Below are 16,281 nucleotides of genomic sequence, written 5' to 3'. Positions count from 1 at the left end.
GTCATCCACGTATGGAGATGGAGATTAGATAGGCGACCGGGTGGCGTCAATGGGTCGGCGGCATCCGCTTACGATCGGCACATGTCGGAGACAGGGGGCGCGGCCGGTGGCGTCCGTGAAGTGAAGTCGGCGGCGCGCACGGTGGAGCTGCTGGAGGTGCTGGCCGCCCGCGGGGACCGTCCGGCGCGGCTGCAGGAGCTGGCGGACGAGCTGGGCGTGCCGCGCAGCTCGATGTACGCGCTGCTCCAGACCCTGATCTCCCGCGGCTGGGTGCGCACCGACGTCACCGGCTCGCTGTACGGCATCGGCATCCACGCCCTGCTCACCGGCACCAGCTATCTCGACTCCGACCCGCGGGTGCGGGTGGCGCGGCCGTATCTCGACGAGGCGTCCGAGGCGCTGGGCGAGACGATCCACCTGGGGCGGCTGGACGGGCGCGACGTGGCCTATCTGGCGACGCGGGAGTCGCACGAGTACCTGCGCACGATCAGCAGGGTGGGGCGCCGGCTGCCCGCCCACGTGGGCGCGCTCGGCAAGGCGCTGCTGGCCGAGCGGCCGGACGCGGAGCTGCCCGAGGGGCCGTACGAGGCGCTGACCCCGAACACCCTCACCAGCAGGGAGTCCCTGGCGGCCGACCTCGCCCGGACCCGGACGCGCGGCTACTCCGTGGACCGCGAGGAGGGCGTGCCGGGAATCGTCGGCTTCGGCTTCGCACTGCGGTACGAGGTCCCGGCGCTGGACGCGATCAGCTGCTCGGTGCCGGTGGCCCGGCTGACGCCGGATCACGAGGCGCGGATCGTCGCGGTGATGAGGGAGATCAGGGCCAAGGTGGAGGCGTCGATTCCGGCCGGGGGCGGGTCGGTCCACTGGCGTTAGCGCCCACTGCTACCCGAGCCTGAAACCCCCAAACGCATATGTGACACACAACACACCCCCTCGCCTGTTTCGGGCCTCCCCGCGCTTGATACAAATTGCGCGCGCGTTCCTGTCCGTCGACGGTCGTCGCCCCCCTCCCTCCCACCGTCCCTTTCGCATGCCCTGGGAACGCCCGTGTTCGCCCCCCGCTCCACTCCCTGGCCCCTCGTCGCCCTTTTCACGGCCGGGTACCTGCCTCCCTACCTGCTGCCCACCACCGTCGGCAGGCTCGACACCGGCCTTGCGCTGACCGCCACTCAGGCGGGCGCCGTCGGCAGCGCGCTGCTGCTGAGTTCGGCGACCGCCGGCTTCCTGCTGGCCTCCCGGGTGCAGCGGGTCGGCGCCCGGACGCTGGCCCGGTTCGGGCTCGCCCTGGCCGTCCTCGGCTACGGCGCCGCCTCGCTCTCCACCACCGTCTGGGCCGTCGTCGCCGGCGCCGTCCTCGGCGGCTTCGGGTCGGGTACGGCCACCACGGTCGCCGCCACCCGCATCGCCGCCGAGAAGGACCCCCACCGCGCCTCCACCGCGGGCCTGCTGAGCGTGTCCGCGCTGGCCGGCGCGGTGTACCTGACGGTGCCGCACCTCGGCCGGTCGCACGCCCTGCCGCTGGCCGCGATCGCGCTGACCGCCCTCGCGGTGTGGCCGCTGACCGCCCGGCTGCCGGGCGGGACGGCCACGTCACCGGACGCGCCCGGCACGGACCTCACCACCCCGCTCCCCCGCCGCCGTTCGGGCCTGGTCCTGGCCGCCACCGTGCTGTGCTGGTCCCTCGCGCAGAACTCCCTGTGGGGCGTCAGCGGCCGGATCGGGCTCACGCAGGCCGGCCTGGGCGACGCCACCCTCGGGGTCGTCTTCGCCGTCGCGCTGGGCGCGGGTCTGGTGGGCGTGCTGGTGGCCGGCGCGCTCGGGCCCCGGCTGGGGCGGGCGATGCCCGTCGGGGCGGGCACGGTGCTGATCGCGGGCTGCATCGCGGTGAGCGCGTCCGCGACCACGCCCACGGTCTTCGCGGCCGGGGAGATCGCCTGGAACACGCTGTACCCGGTCGTGCTGTCGTACCTGATCGGCCTCGCCGCCTCGCTCGACCCGCGCGGCCGGTGGGCGGTGCTCGTCGGCTCGGCCTCCTCGCTGGGCACGGCGGCCGGGCCGCTGACCGGCAGTGTGCTGTCGGCGCAGGCCGGCTACGCGGGCATGGGCCTGATCCTCGGCGCCGGTCTGCTGCTGGTCGCCGTGCCGATGACCGCCGTCGCGCTGCACACCGGCGGGCGCCCGCTGCTGGCCGGCGCGATCCGCCGCCGCGGCGGTACCCCGGCCGCCCTGGTCGCCGCCGCGACGGGCGCGCCCAGCGGGGCCGTGCCGGAGGTCGGGGCCGCGGAGCAGCCGGTCGTGGAGATCGACGTCGACGCCCCGGCCGTGGCCGTCCAGGGTGCCTACGACACGGCGGGACCCCGGCAGGCGGCGGCCACACCGGGGTCCGGAACGCGCTGAGGCCTACGCCGTCGGGAACTCGTACGCCGCCACCTCGGCGAGGTACCGCGCCCGCAGCTCCTCGTCGTCCTCCAGGAAGGAGGCGAGGAAGGAGTTGCGGGCCAGCTCCCGCAACCGCTCCTCGGTAAGGCCGAGGGCCTGGCGTACGGCGTCGAAGTTGTCGCCCGCGTAGCCGCCGAAGTAGGCCGGGTCGTCGGAGTTGACGGTGCACATGAGGCCCGCGTCCAGCATGGCGGGCAGCGGGTGGTCGGCGAGGGTGTCGACCGTGCGCAGCCGGACGTTGGACAGCGGGCACAGGGTCAGCGGCACGCGGTCGCGCACCAGCCGCTCGACCAGCGCCGGGTCCTCCACGCAGCGCAGCCCGTGGTCGATCCGCTCGACGCCGAGGACGTCCAGGGCCTCGGTGACGTACTCCGGCGGCCCCTCCTCACCCGCGTGCGCGACCCGGCGCAGCCCGAGCGCGGCGGCGGCCTCGTACACCTCGCGGAACTTGACCGGCGGGTGCCCGACCTCGGCCGAGTCCAGGCCGACGCCGGTGATCCGGTCCAGGTACGGCTTCGCGGCGTCGAGGGTCGCGAGGGCCGACTCGGCGGACTCGTCGCGCAGGAAGCACATGATCAGGCGGGTGGACACGCCGTGCCGGTCCCGGCTGGTGCCCAGCGCCCGCCACAGGCCCTCGACCACCGTGCCCATCTCCACGCCCCGGGCCAGGTGGGCCTGCGGGTCGAAGAAGATCTCCGCGTGCCGCACGCCCTGCGCGGCGGCGCGGGCGAGGTAGGCGTTCGCGAGGTCCTCGAAGTCCCGCTCGGTGCGCAGGACGGCCATGAGCTCGTAGTACAGGTTCAGGAAGGACTGGAGGTCCTCGAACCGGTAGGCCTCGCGCAGGGCGTCCGTGTCCGGGTACGGCAGGGACACCCCATTGCGGGCGGCCAGCTCGAAGGCCAGCTCCGGCTCCAGGGTGCCTTCGATGTGGAGGTGCAGTTCAGCTTTGGGCAGGGGCATCAGAGCATCGTACGGCGGTTTCACCGACGTTTCGGAACCGGGACTCTCAGTAGGTCGTGGGCCACGGTCAGCTCCCCCTCGTAGCCGGCCGCGCGCGCCTGCCGCGCGAACTCCTCCGGGTCCGAGTAGCGCTGGCTGAAGTGGGTGAGGACCAGGTGGCGTACGCCCGCGTCCCGGGCGACCCGCGCGGCCTGACCGGCGGTGAGGTGGCCGTGGTCGGTGGCGAGCGCCTCGTCCTCGTCGAGGAACGTGGACTCGATGACCAGCAGGTCGCAGCCCTCGGCGAGCGCGTGCACGCCCTCGCACAGCCGGGTGTCCATGACGAACGCGAACCGCTGGCCGCGGCGGACCTCGCTGACCTCGTCGAGTGCGACGCCGTTCAGCGAGCCGTCGCGCTGGATGCGGCCCACGTCGGGGCCCTTGATGCCGTGCGCGGCCAGGCGGTCGGGCAGCATGCGGCGGCCGTCGGGCTCGGTGAGGCGGTAGCCGTAGGACTCGACGGGGTGGGAGAGCCTGCGGGCGTCGAGGGTGTAGGCGGGGGTGACGGCCAGGGGGCCGTCGGTGTCGACCGGGGCCTCGGTGAGGGCGACCGTCTCGCGGTAGGCGGTGGCGTACCGCAGGCGCTCGAAGAAACGCTGCCCGGAGCGCGGGTAGTGGGCGGTGACCTCGTGCGGCACCTGGTCGAGGTTGATGCGCTGGATGACGCCGGCGAGGCCGAGGCTGTGGTCGCCGTGGAAGTGCGTGACGCAGATCCGGTTCAGGTCGTGGGCGGCGGCCCCGGCGCGCAGCATCTGGCGCTGCGTGCCCTCGCCGGGGTCGAACAGGATGCCCTCGCCGTCCCAGCGGAGCAGGTAGCCGTTGTGGTTGCGGTGCCGGGTCGGGACCTGGCTGGCGGTGCCGAGGACGACGAGTTCGCGTACGGACATCGGGGTGGGGCCTGCTTATCCGGGGGGCCATTCGAGGCCGCGGCCGCCGAGGACGTGGGCGTGGGTGTGCCAGACGGTCTGACCGGCGCCGGTACCGGTGTTGAAGACGATGCGGTAGCTGTCCAGCTTCTCCTCGTCGGCGACCGCCTGGGTCTCGCGCAGGAGGTCCGCGGCGAGTTCCGGGGCGCCGGCGGCGAGGGCGGCGGCGTCCTTGTAGTGCGCCTTGGGGATCACCAGGACATGGGTGGGGGCCTGGGGGTTTATGTCGCGGAACGCGACGGTCGTCTCGGTCTCACGGACGATGGTCGCCGGGATCGTCCCCGCGACGATCTTGCAGAACAGGCAGTCGTCCTGCGGTTCCCCTGACATGGGGCCTCCTCACACCGGTGATCTTGTACAGGGGCATCGTATCGACCGGGCGCTCAGTCCGAGGCCGGCAGGCTGGGCGGGGTCTTCGCCGGGGTTTCCTCCAGGGCTGCCAGTGCCAGACGGATCGCCTCGTCCAACTGGGGGTCGCGGCCCGCTGCGTGGTCCTGGGGGCGTTGGGGGACCTCGACGTCGGGGTCGACGCCGTGGTTCTCCACGCCCCAGCCGTAACCCTCCAGCCAGAAGGCGTACTTGGGCTGGGTGATCAGCGTGCCGTCGACCAGCCGGTAGCGGCTGTCGATGCCGATGACGCCGCCCCAGGTGCGCACGCCCACGACCGGCCCGATGCCGAGCGCCTTGATCGCCGCGTTGACGATGTCGCCGTCGGAGCCGGAGAACTCGTTGGCGACGGCGACGACCGGGCCGCGGGGCGCGTCCAGCGGATAGCTGGCCGGCCGCATGCCGCGGGGCAGGTCCCAGCCGACGATGCGCCGGGCGAGCTTCTCCACGACCAGCTGGGAGGTGTGCCCGCCCCGGTTCTCGCGGACGTCGACGACCAGACCCTCCCGGGCCACCTCGACGCGCAGGTCGCGGTGGATCTGCGCCCAGCCGGGGGCCTGCATGTCGGGGACGTGGAGGTAGCCGAGCCGGCCGCCGGACTTCTCGTGGACGTAGGCGCGGCGGTCGGCGACCCAGGCGTGGTAGCGCAGCGGCTCCTCGTCGGCGAGGGGGACGACGACCGCGTGCCGCAGCTCTCCGCCGCCGGCCGGGGAGATGGTCAGCTCGACCGGCTTGCCCGCGGTGCCCACCAGCAGCGGACCGGGCCCGGTGACCGGGTCGACGGGCTGTCCGGCGACCGCGACGATCGCGTCCCCGGCGCGCACGGCGACGCCGGGTGCGGCGAGCGGGGAGCGGGCGTGCGGGTCGGAGGTCTCCGAGGGCAGGACGCGGTCGATGCGCCAGGCGCCGTCCTCGTGCCGGGAGAGGTCGGCGCCGAGCAGTCCCTGCCGGGCGCCGCCGCCGTGACCGCCGCTCGGGGTGACGTAGGCGTGCGAGGTGCCGAGTTCGCCGTGCACCTCCCAGAGGAGGTCGACCAGGTCGTCGTGGGTGGCGAGGCGGTCCAGGACGGGGCGGTAGCGGTCCAGGACGCCGTCCCAGTCGACGCCGTTCATGTCGGGACGCCAGAAGTGGTCCCGCATGATGCGGCCGGTCTCGTCGTACATCTGCCGCCACTCCGCGGCCGGGTCGACGGTCTGCCGTACCCGTCCCAGGTCGACGGTGATGTTGGTGTCGCTGTCCTCGTCGCCGGAGGCCCGCCGGTCGCTGGGCACGACCTTGAGCCGTCCGTCGGTCCACAGCAGCACCCGCTTGCCGTCGCCGCTGACCTCGTAGTGGTCGGCGTCGCCGGCGAGGTGCTCGACGCGCTGCTGGGCGAGGTCGTAGCGCTCCAGCTCGGTGTGCGGGTCCGGGTCGTCCGGGGTGGCGCGGGAGGCGCCGAGGACACCGGTGAGCGGGTGGCGCAGCCACAGGACGCCGTCCTTGGCGGCGCGCAGCCGGGAGTAGCGGGCGGCCTCGACCGGGAAGGGCACGATGCGGTCGGCGAGGCCCTCGATGTCGATCCGGGTGGTCGGGGTGCCCTCGCTGTCGGGGGTCTCGTCGCGGTCCGGGGTCTCGAAGGGGCGGCCGTGGCGCTGCGGACCGAAGGGCGAGGGGGTGGTCGCGGCCAGCGTGATCAGGTACGGGCGGGCGCCCTCGACGAAGGCGAGGTCGAAGACGTGCTCGTCGTAGACCGGGTCGAAGGAGCGGGTGGAGAGGAAGGCGAGGTGCTTGCCGTCCAGGGTGAAGGCCGGCGAGTAGTCCTTGAAGCGCAGCGGGGTCGCCTCGCTCACCGACAGGTCGGTGGTGTTGGCGAGCTTGAGCTGGCGCAGCGGGTCGGGGCCGGGGTGCGACCAGGCGAGCCAGGCCGAGTCGGGCGAGAAGACCAGCCCGGAGGCGTCACCGTTCTCGCTGCGGTCGACCTCGCGGACCTCACCGCTCTCGCGCTCGACGAGCAGGACCCGCCCGTCGTGGGAGGCGACGGCGGCGCGGCTGCCGTCGGGGGCCATGGCGAGGTTCAGCACCCGGCCGAGCCGGCCGGCGGCGATGCGCCGCGCGGTGGCGCCGGGCGCGAGGCCGGTGGCGGGCGCGAACTCCAGGGCGTCGTCGCCCTCGGCGTCCGTCACCCACACCACCCACTCCTCGCCGTCGGCGCGGAAGGTGCGCGGCAGCCGGGTGCGGACGCCGGGCGTCGCCGCGAGCGCGCGGGCCGGACCGGCGCGGTGGGTGACCCAGTGGACGCCGCCGCGGACGGCGACGGCGCTGCCGCGCGCGGTGTGGTCGGGGGAGGCCGAGCCGAACCAGCGCGCGGCGTTCACCGGGTACGCCTGGAGGTCGACGCGCGCGCCACCGAGCCGGATGTCGAGCCGACGCGGCTCGGCACCGTCCAGGTCGTCCAGCGTCCACAGTTCACCGGCGGAGGAGTACACGACGCGCGTGCCGTCGGTGGCGGCGTGCCGGGCGTAGAAGCCGTCGAGCGCGGTGTGCCGGCGCAGGTCGGCGCCGTCGGCGAGGGAGGAGTAGAGGGCGCCGGTGCCCTCGTGGTCGGAGAGGAAGGCGATGCGCTCGCCGACCCAGAAGGGGTACTCGATGTTGCCGTCGAGGTCGGCGTGCAGCCGGACGAACTCGCCGTCGTCGGCGGCGTCGATCCACAACTTGCCCGCGGTGCCGCCCCGGTAGCGCTTCCACCAGGCGGCCTCGCGGCCCATCGGCGCGGACAGCAGCACGGTGTGCGGGCCGTGGGCGACGTCGCCGACGGGCCCGTACGGCAGGGTGGTGGCCGGTCCGCCGTCGAGCGGGACGGCGCGGGCCCAGCTGCGGCGCAGGCTGGCCTGTCCGTAGGTGCTGAGGGCGAGGACCCGTCCGTCCGGGGTCCAGCCGCGGACCTGGGTCCTGATGCTGCCCCAGTGGGTGAGGCGCTTGGCGGGGCCGCCGTCGGCGGGCGCGATGTGCACCTCGGGGGCGCCGTCGCGGGTGGAGGTCCAGGCGACGGTGGTGCCGTCGGGCGAGATGCGCGGGTGGTTCACCGGCACGTTGTCGGCGCTGACCCGCCAGGCGCGGCCGCCGTCGAGCGGGGCGAGCCACACGTCGTCCTCGGCGGTGAAGGCGACCAACTCGCCGTGCGGGTGCGGAAAGCGGAGGTAGGCAGGCGCTGCGGGCTGTGTCACCCCCTCAGCCTATGCAGGGGCGCCGCCCGCCGACAGAGGTTTGGATCACTTACCGGCCACCGGCCGCCGGGCTACTTGCCCTCCACGGGGCGGCAGTGCGGGTCGTCCGGGCACCAGACGGTCCGGGTGACGGTCACGGTGGGTCCGGGCTGCTGCTGGGAGGGCCGGTTCGCGGGCGGGGCGCTCGTGGCGTCGCAGTTCCCCAGCCCCTTGACCCGGAACCACTCCTTGCCGTCCACCTTCGCGGTCAGGTTCCCGCGCACGCAGGCGCCGTTGACGACCCGGGTCACCTCGCCGTCGACGGTGATGTCCTGGCCGCCGTCGGTCTTGCCCTCGCAGTGGACGGAGGCGACGTTCTTCTCGGTGGCCGAGGCGCTCCGTCCAGTGTCCCCGAAGGACGACGTGCAGGTGAGCCACCGCACGTCCGCGTCCCGCCGGTCGAGTTCGCGCGTCACGGTCTGGTCGGTCGTGTACGCCACGGACGCGGAACTCAGCCCGTCCGGATCGCACGCGACGACACCGCCGACGGCGACGACCGCGCCGCCCGCCACCAGTGCGACACGCCGCCCGCGCGGCCGGCTCACCCGGTGCGAAATACGCCTCAATGCCCCCATGCACGGCAGCCTGCCACCGGCGTCGGCCCCGCGGTAGGGCGCATACGGCCACTCCTCACCACCGTGAACGGTTGTGCCGTGAACGCCGGTTCGGACCGGTCGGCCTCCGCCGGACCGCCCGTCGGGGCGGGTGGGCCGACGCCGTCAGGACCAGCGGCCGGTGCGGGCGAGGAGTACGGCGGTCGCCGCGGTGCCGGCGGTGGAGGTGCGCAGGACGCTGCGTCCCAGGCGGTAGGGGTGCGCACCGGCCTCGGCGAAGAGCGCCAATTCCTCGGGGGACACGCCCCCTTCGGGACCGACGACCAGCACGATGTCGCCGGAGGCGGGGAGTTCGGCGGCGGCCAGCGGCGCGTCGCCGCTCTCGTGGAGTACGGCGGCGAAGTCTGCGTCGGCCAGAAGTGAGGCAACCTGCTTGCTCGTCGCCGCGTCCGCGACGTCGGGGAAACGGACCCGGCGGGACTGCTTGCCGGCCTCCCGGGCCGTCGCCCGCCACTTGCCGAGCGCCTTCAGACCCCGGTCGCCCTTCCACTGGGTGATGCAGCGGGACGCCGCCCACGGCACGATCGCGTCGACGCCGACCTCGGTCATCGTCTCGACGGCCAGCTCCCCGCGGTCGCCCTTCGGCAGGGCCTGGACGACGGTGATGCGGGGCTGTTCGGCGGGCTCCTCGCGCACGCCGTCCGCAACGGTGACCACCAGGCGGTCCTTGCCCTCGGCGGCCTTCACGACGCCCTCGGCCCAGCGGCCGTGCCCGTCGGTGAGGACGACGTCCTCGCCCGCCCGCAGCCGCTTCACCGAGACGGCGTGCCGCCCCTCGGGGCCGTCCAGGACGTACTCCCCCGCGGCCGGGTCCCCCGGCTGGAGCGAGTCGACCACGAACACCGGTGCCGTCATCGGGCGTTGCCTCCCGTCGTGTACTGCGACAACGCTGTCCCGGCGGACGCGAGTTCGGCCGCCAGCACCTCCACCAGCCGGCCGGCGGGCAGGTCCCGGGCCATCCGGTGGCCCTGGCCCGCCCAGAGCGCCATGCCCTGCGCGTCACCCGCCTTCGCCGCCGCCTTGCGCAGCGGCGCGGTGAGGTGGTGCACCTCCGGGTAGGCGGCGGGGGCGTACGGGCCGTGCTCGCGCAGGAAGCGGTTGACCAGGCCGCGGGCGGGGCGGCCGGAGAAGGCACGGGTCAGCTCGGTGCGGACGAACAGGGGGTTGGTCAGCGCGTCCTTGTGCAGGGCGTGCGCGCCGGACTCGGGGGTGGCGAGAAAGGCGGTGCCGAGCTGGGCCGCGCTCGCGCCGGCCGCGAGCACCGCGGCGATCTGGCCGCCGCGCATGATGCCGCCGGCGGCGACGATCGGCAGGCTCACCGCCTCCCGGACCTGGGCGACCAGCGACAGCAGTCCGGTGCCGACGACGCCGCCGGTCTCCGGGTGGTCCCGGTGGGTGCCCTGGTGTCCGCCGGCCTCGGCGCCCTGCGCGATCACCGCGTCGGCGCCGGACCGCTCGACGGCCCGGGCCTCCTCCGCGGTGGTCGCCGCGACCAGGGCGAAGGTGCCGACGCGGTGCAGGGAGTCGACGACCTCACGGCTGGGGACACCGAAGTGGAACGACACCACCGGCACCGGGTCGTCCAGCAGCACCGCGAGCTTGGCCTCGTAGCCGTCGTCCCGGCCGCAGTCGGGGTCGCCGAGCTCCGTCTCGTACCAGGCGGCCTCGCCGGCCAGCTGATGGGCGTAGACACCGACGGCGGCGGGGTCGGCCGTCTCGGGCTGCGGCATGAAGAGGTTGACGCCGAAGGGGCGGCTCGTCAGTCCGCGCAACTGCTTGATCTCCTGGTACATCCCGTCCGCGGTCTTGTACCCGGCGGCCAGGAATCCCAGCCCTCCCGCTTCGCAGACCGCGGCGGCGAGCGCCGGCACGGAGACGCCGCCCGCCATGGGCGCCTGCACGATCGGGTAGGGGAAAAGATCGGTCAGTGCGGAGGACATGACCGCATGGTGTCACGTCCTCCGCACAAGTCCGAATCCGGGCTTCCGGCGGCATACGCCAGGAGCATCCGCATCGAAAAACCCCTGGCGGCACGCCACGAAGGCCGCCTCCCCGGGCCCCCGGCAGGGCCTGCGGGCGCCGCAGCGACAAGGCCGCGGACGCCCCCTCGGCTCAGCGCATCAGCGCCCGTTGAACGCGTCCTTCAGCCGGGAGAAGAGACCCTGCTGCCCAGGCTGACTGTGCCTGCCCGGGGGCAACCCCCGGACCCCCGGCCAGGACCTGCGGGCGCCGCAGCGACAAGGCCGCGGACCCCCCTCGGCTCAGCGCATCAGCGCCCGTTGAACGCGTCCTTCAGCCGGGAGAAGAGACCCTGCTGCCCAGGCTGACTGTGCCTGCCCGGGGGCAACCCCCGGACCCCCGGCCAGGACCTGCGGGCGCCGCAGCGACAAGACCGCGGACGCCCCTCGGCTCAGCGCATCAGCGCCCGTTGAACGCGTCCTTCAGCCGGGAGAAGAGACCCTGCTGCCCAGGCTGGAACTGCCCCTGCGGACGCTCCTCGCCGCGCATCTTGGCAAGCTCCCTCAGCACGCGTTCCTGCTCGGGGTCGAGCTTGGTCGGGGTGGTCACCTCGACGTGGACGATGAGGTCGCCCCGGCCGCCGCCGCGCAGGTGGGTGACACCCCGGCCGTGCAGCGGGATCGACTGGCCGGACTGGGTGCCCGGGCGGATGTCGACCTCCTCCATGCCGTCGAGCGTCTCCAGCGGCACCTTCGTGCCGAGGGCCGCCGCCGTCATCGGGATGGTGACCGTGCAGTGCAGGTCGTCGCCGCGGCGCTGGAAGGTCGAGTGCGGCAGCTCGTGGATCTCGACGTACAGGTCGCCGGCGGGACCGCCGCCGGGGCCGACCTCGCCCTCGCCCGCGAGCTGGATCCGCGTGCCGTTGTCGACACCGGCGGGGATCTTCACGGTCAGCGTGCGCCGGGAGCGGACCCGGCCGTCGCCCGCGCACTCCGGGCACGGGGTCGGGACCACGGTGCCGAAGCCCTGGCACTGGGGGCAGGGACGCGAGGTCATGACCTGGCCCAGGAAGGACCGGGTGACCTGCGACACCTCACCGCGACCGCGGCACATGTCACACGTCTGGGCCGCCGTGCCGGGCGCCGCACCCTCGCCGTTGCAGGTGTTGCAGACGACCGCCGTGTCGACCTGGATGTCCTTGGTCGTACCGAACGCGGCCTCGTCCAGCTCGACCTCGATACGGATCATCGCGTCCTGGCCCCGGCGCGTGCGCGAGCGCGGCCCGCGCTGCGACGCCGTACCGAAGAACGCGTCCATGATGTCCGAGAAGTTCCCGAAGCCACCCGCGCCGAAGCCGCCCGCGCCACCGCCGGCCGCCTGCGAGAGGGGGTCGCCGCCGAGGTCGTAGACCTGCTTCTTCTGCGGGTCCGACAACACCTCGTACGCGGCGTTGATCTCCTTGAACCGCTCCTGGGTCTTCGGATCGGGATTGACGTCCGGGTGCAGCTCGCGGGCGAGCCTCCGGAACGCCTTCTTGATCTCGTCCTGGGACGCGTCGCGGCGTACGCCGAGTACGGCGTAGTAGTCCGTGGCCACCTACGACTCCGCCAGGATCTGTCCGACGTACCGTGCCACTGCGCGTACCGCTCCCATCGTTCCCGGGTAGTCCATGCGGGTCGGTCCGACCACGCCGAGCTTGGCAACCGCCTCGCCGCCCGAACCGTAGCCCACCGACACGACGGACGTGGAGTTGAGTCCTTCGTGGGCGTTCTCGTGACCGATCCGTACGGTCACGCCCGGATCCTTCGCCTCGCCGAGCAGCTTGAGGAGCACGACCTGCTCCTCCAGCGCCTCGAGGACGGGTCGGATCACCAAGGGGAAGTCGTGCCCGAAGCGGGTCAGATTGGCGGTGCCGCCGATCATCAGCCGCTCCTCGTTCTCCTCGACCAGCGTCTCCAGGAGAGTGGAGAGCACGGTGGAGACCGTACCGCGGTCCTCGGCCTCGAAGGCGTCCGCCAGATCCTCCACCAGGCTCGGCACGTCCGTGAACCGCCTCCCCGCGACCCGGCTGTTGAGCCGCGCCCGCAGGTCCGCGAGGGACGCCTCACCGAACGGCGCCGGGCAGTCGACCATCCGCTGCTCGACCCGCCCGGTGTCCGTGATCAGCACGAGCATCAGGCGCGCGGGCGCGAGCGAGAGCAGCTCCACGTGCCGCACGGTCGAGCGGGTCAGCGACGGGTACTGCACGACGGCGACCTGCCGGGTCAGCTGCGCGAGCAGCCGCACCGTACGGGCCACCACGTCGTCGAGGTCGACGGCGCCCTCCAGGAAGTTCTGGATGGCACGCCGCTCGGGCGCGGTCATCGGCTTGACGCCGGCCAGCTTGTCGACGAAGAGCCGGTAGCCCTTGTCGGTCGGGATGCGCCCCGCGCTGGTGTGCGGCTGGGCGATGAACCCCTCGTCCTCCAGGGCCGCCATGTCATTGCGCACGGTGGCCGGCGAGACGCCGAGGTTGTGCCGCTCGGTGAGGGCCTTGGAGCCGACCGGCTCCTCGGTGCCGACGTAGTCCTGGACGATGGCGCGCAGCACCTGCAGCCTGCGTTCACTGAGCATCGGCGCACACACCTCCCGAAGTCGTCCGCCCGGCGTCCTCTCTGGCACTCACGGCGCGCGAGTGCCAGACTTCCCCGGCCCAGTGTACGGCCGTGGGGTACGCCCCCGGCAAGGCCGGTTCCCGGCCGGTACCGCGTCGCCGTGCCCGAGGGGGCGCCCACCGATAGCGTCGCCGTCATGAGCGTGACTTGGGAAGACCTGGGGTGGGAGAGGTTGGCCACCGGGGTCGGCCGACGCCGGCTGCCGGGATGGGACTGCACCGTGGGGCTCGTGGTCGGCGCGGGCGCGGCCCTGATGGTGGACGCCGGGTCGAGCCTCGGTGAGGGCGCCCGGGTGCGCGCGCAGGCGCAGGAGCTCGCCGGTCACCGTGTGACACATCTCGCGCTGAGCCACCCGCACTTCGACCACGTCTTCGGCGCCGCGGCGTTCGCGGGCGCGGAGGTGTACGGCGCGGTGGGCACGGACGCGGTGTTCGCGCGGGGCGGACACGGGCGGGAGGCGCTGCGGTCGGACGCGGTGGCCGAGGGCCTGGACACGCGGCCGGCGGAGGAGGCGGCCGACGCGCTCGTCCGGGTTCCCCACGAGGTCTGCGGCGAGTGGACGCTCGACCTGGGCGGCGGCCGGCAGGTCCTGCTCGCCAACGTGGGCCCCGGGCACACCGGCCACGACCTCGCGGTGCTGGTGCCGGGCGAGGTGGAGGTCGTCTTCTGCGGCGACCTGGTCGAGGAGTCCGGCGAGCCGCAGGCGGGCCCCGACGCCGTACCGTCGCACTGGCCCGCCGCCCTGGACCGGCTGCTCGACCTCGGCGGTGAGGACGCGCTGTACATTCCCGGTCACGGAGCGGTGGTGGACGCGGCGTTCGTCCGGGCCCAACGGGACGCGCTCGCCGCCCGGTTCGGCGTGTCGCGCTGATCACCGCTCACCCGCTCCTCGTATCGTCATCAGAATGCGCCAGTACTCCGCCGACCTGACCCCTTCGTGGAAGAAACCGCAGCCGGTACCGGAGGTCCCGGCCGATCCCGGCCTGGTGGTCGAGGAGCCCGGCACCGGGTTCTGCGGCGCGGTGGTCGGCTGCGAGGCGGGCACGGTGACCCTGGAGGACCGCTTCGGCAAGCACCGCGTGTTCCCGATGGAGCCGCGCGGCTTCCTGCTGGAGGGGCGGGTGGTGACGCTGGTACGGCCGTCGTCCGGTCCGGTACGGCCCACCCGTACGGCGTCCGGTTCGGTGGCGGTCCCGGGGGCACGCGCGCGTGTGGCCCGTGCCGGGCGCATCTACGTCGAGGGGCGGCACGACGCCGAGCTGGTCGAGAAGGTCTGGGGCGACGACCTGCGCATCGAGGGCGTGGTCGTGGAGTACCTGGAGGGCGTGGACGACCTCCCGTCGATCGTCGCCGACTTCGCCCCGGGGCCGGACGCGCGGCTGGGGGTCCTGGTGGACCATCTGGTGCCGGGTTCGAAGGAGTGGCGGATCGCGGAGTCGGTGACGAGCGAGCACGCGCTGGTCGTGGGCCATCCCTACATCGACATCTGGGAGGCCGTGAAGCCGTCGTCGCTGGGCATCGACGCCTGGCCCCGCGTCCCGCACGGCCAGGACTGGAAGACGGGCGTGTGCCGGGCCCTGGGCTGGCCGCCCGAGAACACGGGCGCGGTGTGGCAGGCGATCCTGGCGCGGGTGGGCTCCTACAAGGACTTGGAGCCGGAGCTGCTGGGGCGGGTCGAGGAATTGATCGACTTCGTGACGACCTGAGTTTTTCACCCCCGCCGCCCCTTCCCGTCCCGTCCCCGGACGGGCTGAATCCAGCCCGTCCGGCGTTTGCGGACGAGGCCGTTCAGGCGCCTTGTCAGTCCACCAGGTCCCGCACCACCGCGTCCGCCAGCAACCGCCCCTGCAGGGTCAGTACGGCCCGCCCCTCTTCGTACGGCCCCTCCTGGAGCAGCCCGTCCGACAGGGCACGGCGAGAGGCGGCGAGTCCCTCCTCGCGGAGGAGAGAGAGCGGGACACCCTCGCGGAGCCGCAGCTCCAGGAGAATGCGCTCGACCCGCCGGTCCTCGCCGGTCAGCACCTCGCGGCCCGCGCCGGGCGACTTCCCCGCCGCCAGCGCCCCCGCGTACGCCCCCGGATGCTTCACGTTCCACCACCGCACGCCCCCCACGTGGGAGTGCGCCCCCGGCCCCGCGCCCCACCAGTCGGCGCCCCGCCAGTACAGCTCGTTGTGCAGGCAGCGCCCCGCGTCGGACGTGGCCCAGTTCGACACCTCGTACCAGTCGAAGCCCGCCGCCGACAGCGTCTCCTCCGCGATCAGGTACCGGTCGGCATGGACGTCGTCGTCGGTCATGGGCACCTCCCCGCGCCGGATGCGCCGCGCGAGCTGGGTGCCCTCCTCGACGATCAGGGCATACGCCGAGACATGGTCGGGTCCGGCGCCGAGCGCCGCGTCCAGCGAGGCCCGCCAGTCGTCGTCGGACTCGCCGGGGGTGCCGTAGATCAGGTCGAGGTTGACGTGCTCGAAGCCGGCCGCACGGGCCTCCGCCACGCACGCCTCGGGACGTCCCGGCGTGTGGGTGCGGTCCAGCACCTTCAGCACGTGCTGCTTCGCACTCTGCATGCCGAAGGAGATCCGGTTGAAGCCGCCCTCGCGCAACGCCGCCAGATAGGCGGGGTCGACCGACTCCGGGTTGGCCTCCGTCGTCACCTCCGCGTCCGCGGCGAGGCCGAACTCGTCGCGGATCGCGCGCAGCATCCGTACCAGGTCACCGGCGGCCAGCAGGGTCGGCGTACCGCCGCCGACGAAGACCGTGCGGACCTCGCGGGGGTCGTCGCCGAGCACCTTGCGGGCCAGCCGGACCTCGTCGACGAGGGTCTCGGCGTAGTTGTCACGGGAGGCGAGGACGCCGCCGGTGCCGCGCAGCTCGGTGGCGGTGTAGGTGTTGAAGTCGCAGTAGCCGCAGCGGGTCGCGCAGTACGGGACGTGCAGGTAGAAGCCGAGGGGGCGGTCGGCGGCCCCGGCGAGCGCGGACGCGGGCAGGGCGCCGTCGGCGGGGACGGGTTCGCCGTCGGGGAGTGCGGAGGGCATGCGTTCCATTGTCCCGTACGGCCGC

Annotated in this window: 14 protein-coding genes; 4 read left to right on the top strand and 10 right to left on the bottom strand. The window is 73.7% G+C overall.

Annotated elements, in window-relative coordinates; genetic code table 11:
* The first annotated feature begins 81 nt into the window (after window positions 1-81).
* Complete coding sequence (locus ACIGO6_RS02380) at window positions 82-876, top strand: IclR family transcriptional regulator (RefSeq protein WP_399870128.1); 795 nt, start codon at window positions 82-84, stop codon at window positions 874-876.
* Window positions 877-1,050: 174 nt separating this feature from the next.
* Window positions 1,051-2,400, top strand: coding sequence for an MFS transporter (locus tag ACIGO6_RS02375; protein WP_399870127.1), 1,350 nt, complete (start codon window positions 1,051-1,053; stop codon window positions 2,398-2,400).
* Window positions 2,401-2,403: 3 nt separating this feature from the next.
* On the opposite strand, the gene ACIGO6_RS02370 is transcribed toward ACIGO6_RS02375, so the two are convergent.
* The 9 genes from ACIGO6_RS02370 to hrcA all read right to left on the bottom strand — a co-directional run bounded on the left by ACIGO6_RS02370 (window position 2,404) and on the right by hrcA (window position 13,182).
* Entirely contained in the window at window positions 2,404-3,402 is a 999-nt protein-coding gene (locus tag ACIGO6_RS02370; protein ID WP_399870125.1) for an adenosine deaminase, read from the bottom strand.
* Window positions 3,403-3,422: 20 nt separating this feature from the next.
* On the bottom strand, window positions 3,423-4,328 hold the full coding sequence (locus ACIGO6_RS02365; RefSeq protein WP_399870123.1) for a ribonuclease Z: 906 nt from the start codon (window positions 4,326-4,328) through the stop codon (window positions 3,423-3,425).
* Window positions 4,329-4,343: 15 nt separating this feature from the next.
* On the bottom strand, window positions 4,344-4,697 hold the full coding sequence (locus ACIGO6_RS02360) for a histidine triad nucleotide-binding protein (protein WP_399870122.1): 354 nt from the start codon (window positions 4,695-4,697) through the stop codon (window positions 4,344-4,346).
* Window positions 4,698-4,750: 53 nt separating this feature from the next.
* Window positions 4,751-7,957: a S41 family peptidase gene (locus ACIGO6_RS02355; RefSeq protein ID WP_399870121.1), complete on the bottom strand. Its 3,207-nt coding sequence runs from the start codon at window positions 7,955-7,957 to the stop codon at window positions 4,751-4,753.
* Window positions 7,958-8,028: 71 nt separating this feature from the next.
* Window positions 8,029-8,571 (bottom strand): hypothetical protein, encoded by a 543-nt coding sequence (locus ACIGO6_RS02350; RefSeq protein WP_399870119.1) that lies wholly within the window; start codon window positions 8,569-8,571, stop codon window positions 8,029-8,031.
* 144 nt (window positions 8,572-8,715) lie between these two features.
* Window positions 8,716-9,465 carry a 16S rRNA (uracil(1498)-N(3))-methyltransferase gene (locus ACIGO6_RS02345; protein WP_399870118.1) on the bottom strand — a complete coding sequence of 250 codons (750 nt, stop codon included), beginning with the start codon at window positions 9,463-9,465 and terminating at the stop codon, window positions 8,716-8,718.
* On the bottom strand, window positions 9,462-10,550 hold the full coding sequence (locus ACIGO6_RS02340; protein WP_399870116.1) for a nitronate monooxygenase: 1,089 nt from the start codon (window positions 10,548-10,550) through the stop codon (window positions 9,462-9,464). The genes ACIGO6_RS02345 and ACIGO6_RS02340 overlap by 4 nt, the downstream gene beginning before the upstream one ends.
* A gap of 478 nt (window positions 10,551-11,028) precedes the next feature.
* Window positions 11,029-12,165 (bottom strand): molecular chaperone DnaJ, encoded by a 1,137-nt coding sequence (dnaJ, locus tag ACIGO6_RS02335; protein ID WP_399870114.1) that lies wholly within the window; start codon window positions 12,163-12,165, stop codon window positions 11,029-11,031.
* Complete coding sequence (gene hrcA, locus ACIGO6_RS02330; RefSeq protein WP_399870113.1) at window positions 12,166-13,182, bottom strand: heat-inducible transcriptional repressor HrcA; 1,017 nt, start codon at window positions 13,180-13,182, stop codon at window positions 12,166-12,168.
* 177 nt (window positions 13,183-13,359) lie between these two features.
* On the opposite strand from hrcA, the gene ACIGO6_RS02325 reads away from it, so the two are divergent.
* Both ACIGO6_RS02325 and ACIGO6_RS02320 read left to right on the top strand, forming a co-directional pair.
* Window positions 13,360-14,094, top strand: coding sequence for an MBL fold metallo-hydrolase (locus ACIGO6_RS02325; RefSeq protein ID WP_399870111.1), 735 nt, complete (start codon window positions 13,360-13,362; stop codon window positions 14,092-14,094).
* A gap of 34 nt (window positions 14,095-14,128) precedes the next feature.
* On the top strand, window positions 14,129-14,929 hold the full coding sequence (locus tag ACIGO6_RS02320) for a DUF3097 domain-containing protein (RefSeq protein WP_399870109.1): 801 nt from the start codon (window positions 14,129-14,131) through the stop codon (window positions 14,927-14,929).
* A gap of 94 nt (window positions 14,930-15,023) precedes the next feature.
* Here the strand turns inward: ACIGO6_RS02320 and hemW are convergent, their stop codons facing one another.
* The gene (gene hemW, locus ACIGO6_RS02315; protein WP_399870107.1) at window positions 15,024-16,256 is read right to left on the bottom strand and encodes a radical SAM family heme chaperone HemW; all 1,233 of its coding nucleotides are present in this window, start codon (window positions 16,254-16,256) and stop codon (window positions 15,024-15,026) included.
* Between the last annotated feature and the right edge of the window lie 25 nt (window positions 16,257-16,281).

The sequence above is a fragment of the Streptomyces sp. NPDC053750 genome (assembly GCF_044544295.1).
GTDB lineage: Bacteria > Actinomycetota > Actinomycetes > Streptomycetales > Streptomycetaceae > Streptomyces.
Note: the sequence above shows the minus strand (reverse complement) of the source record. Positions and strands in the feature narration are given on the sequence as shown.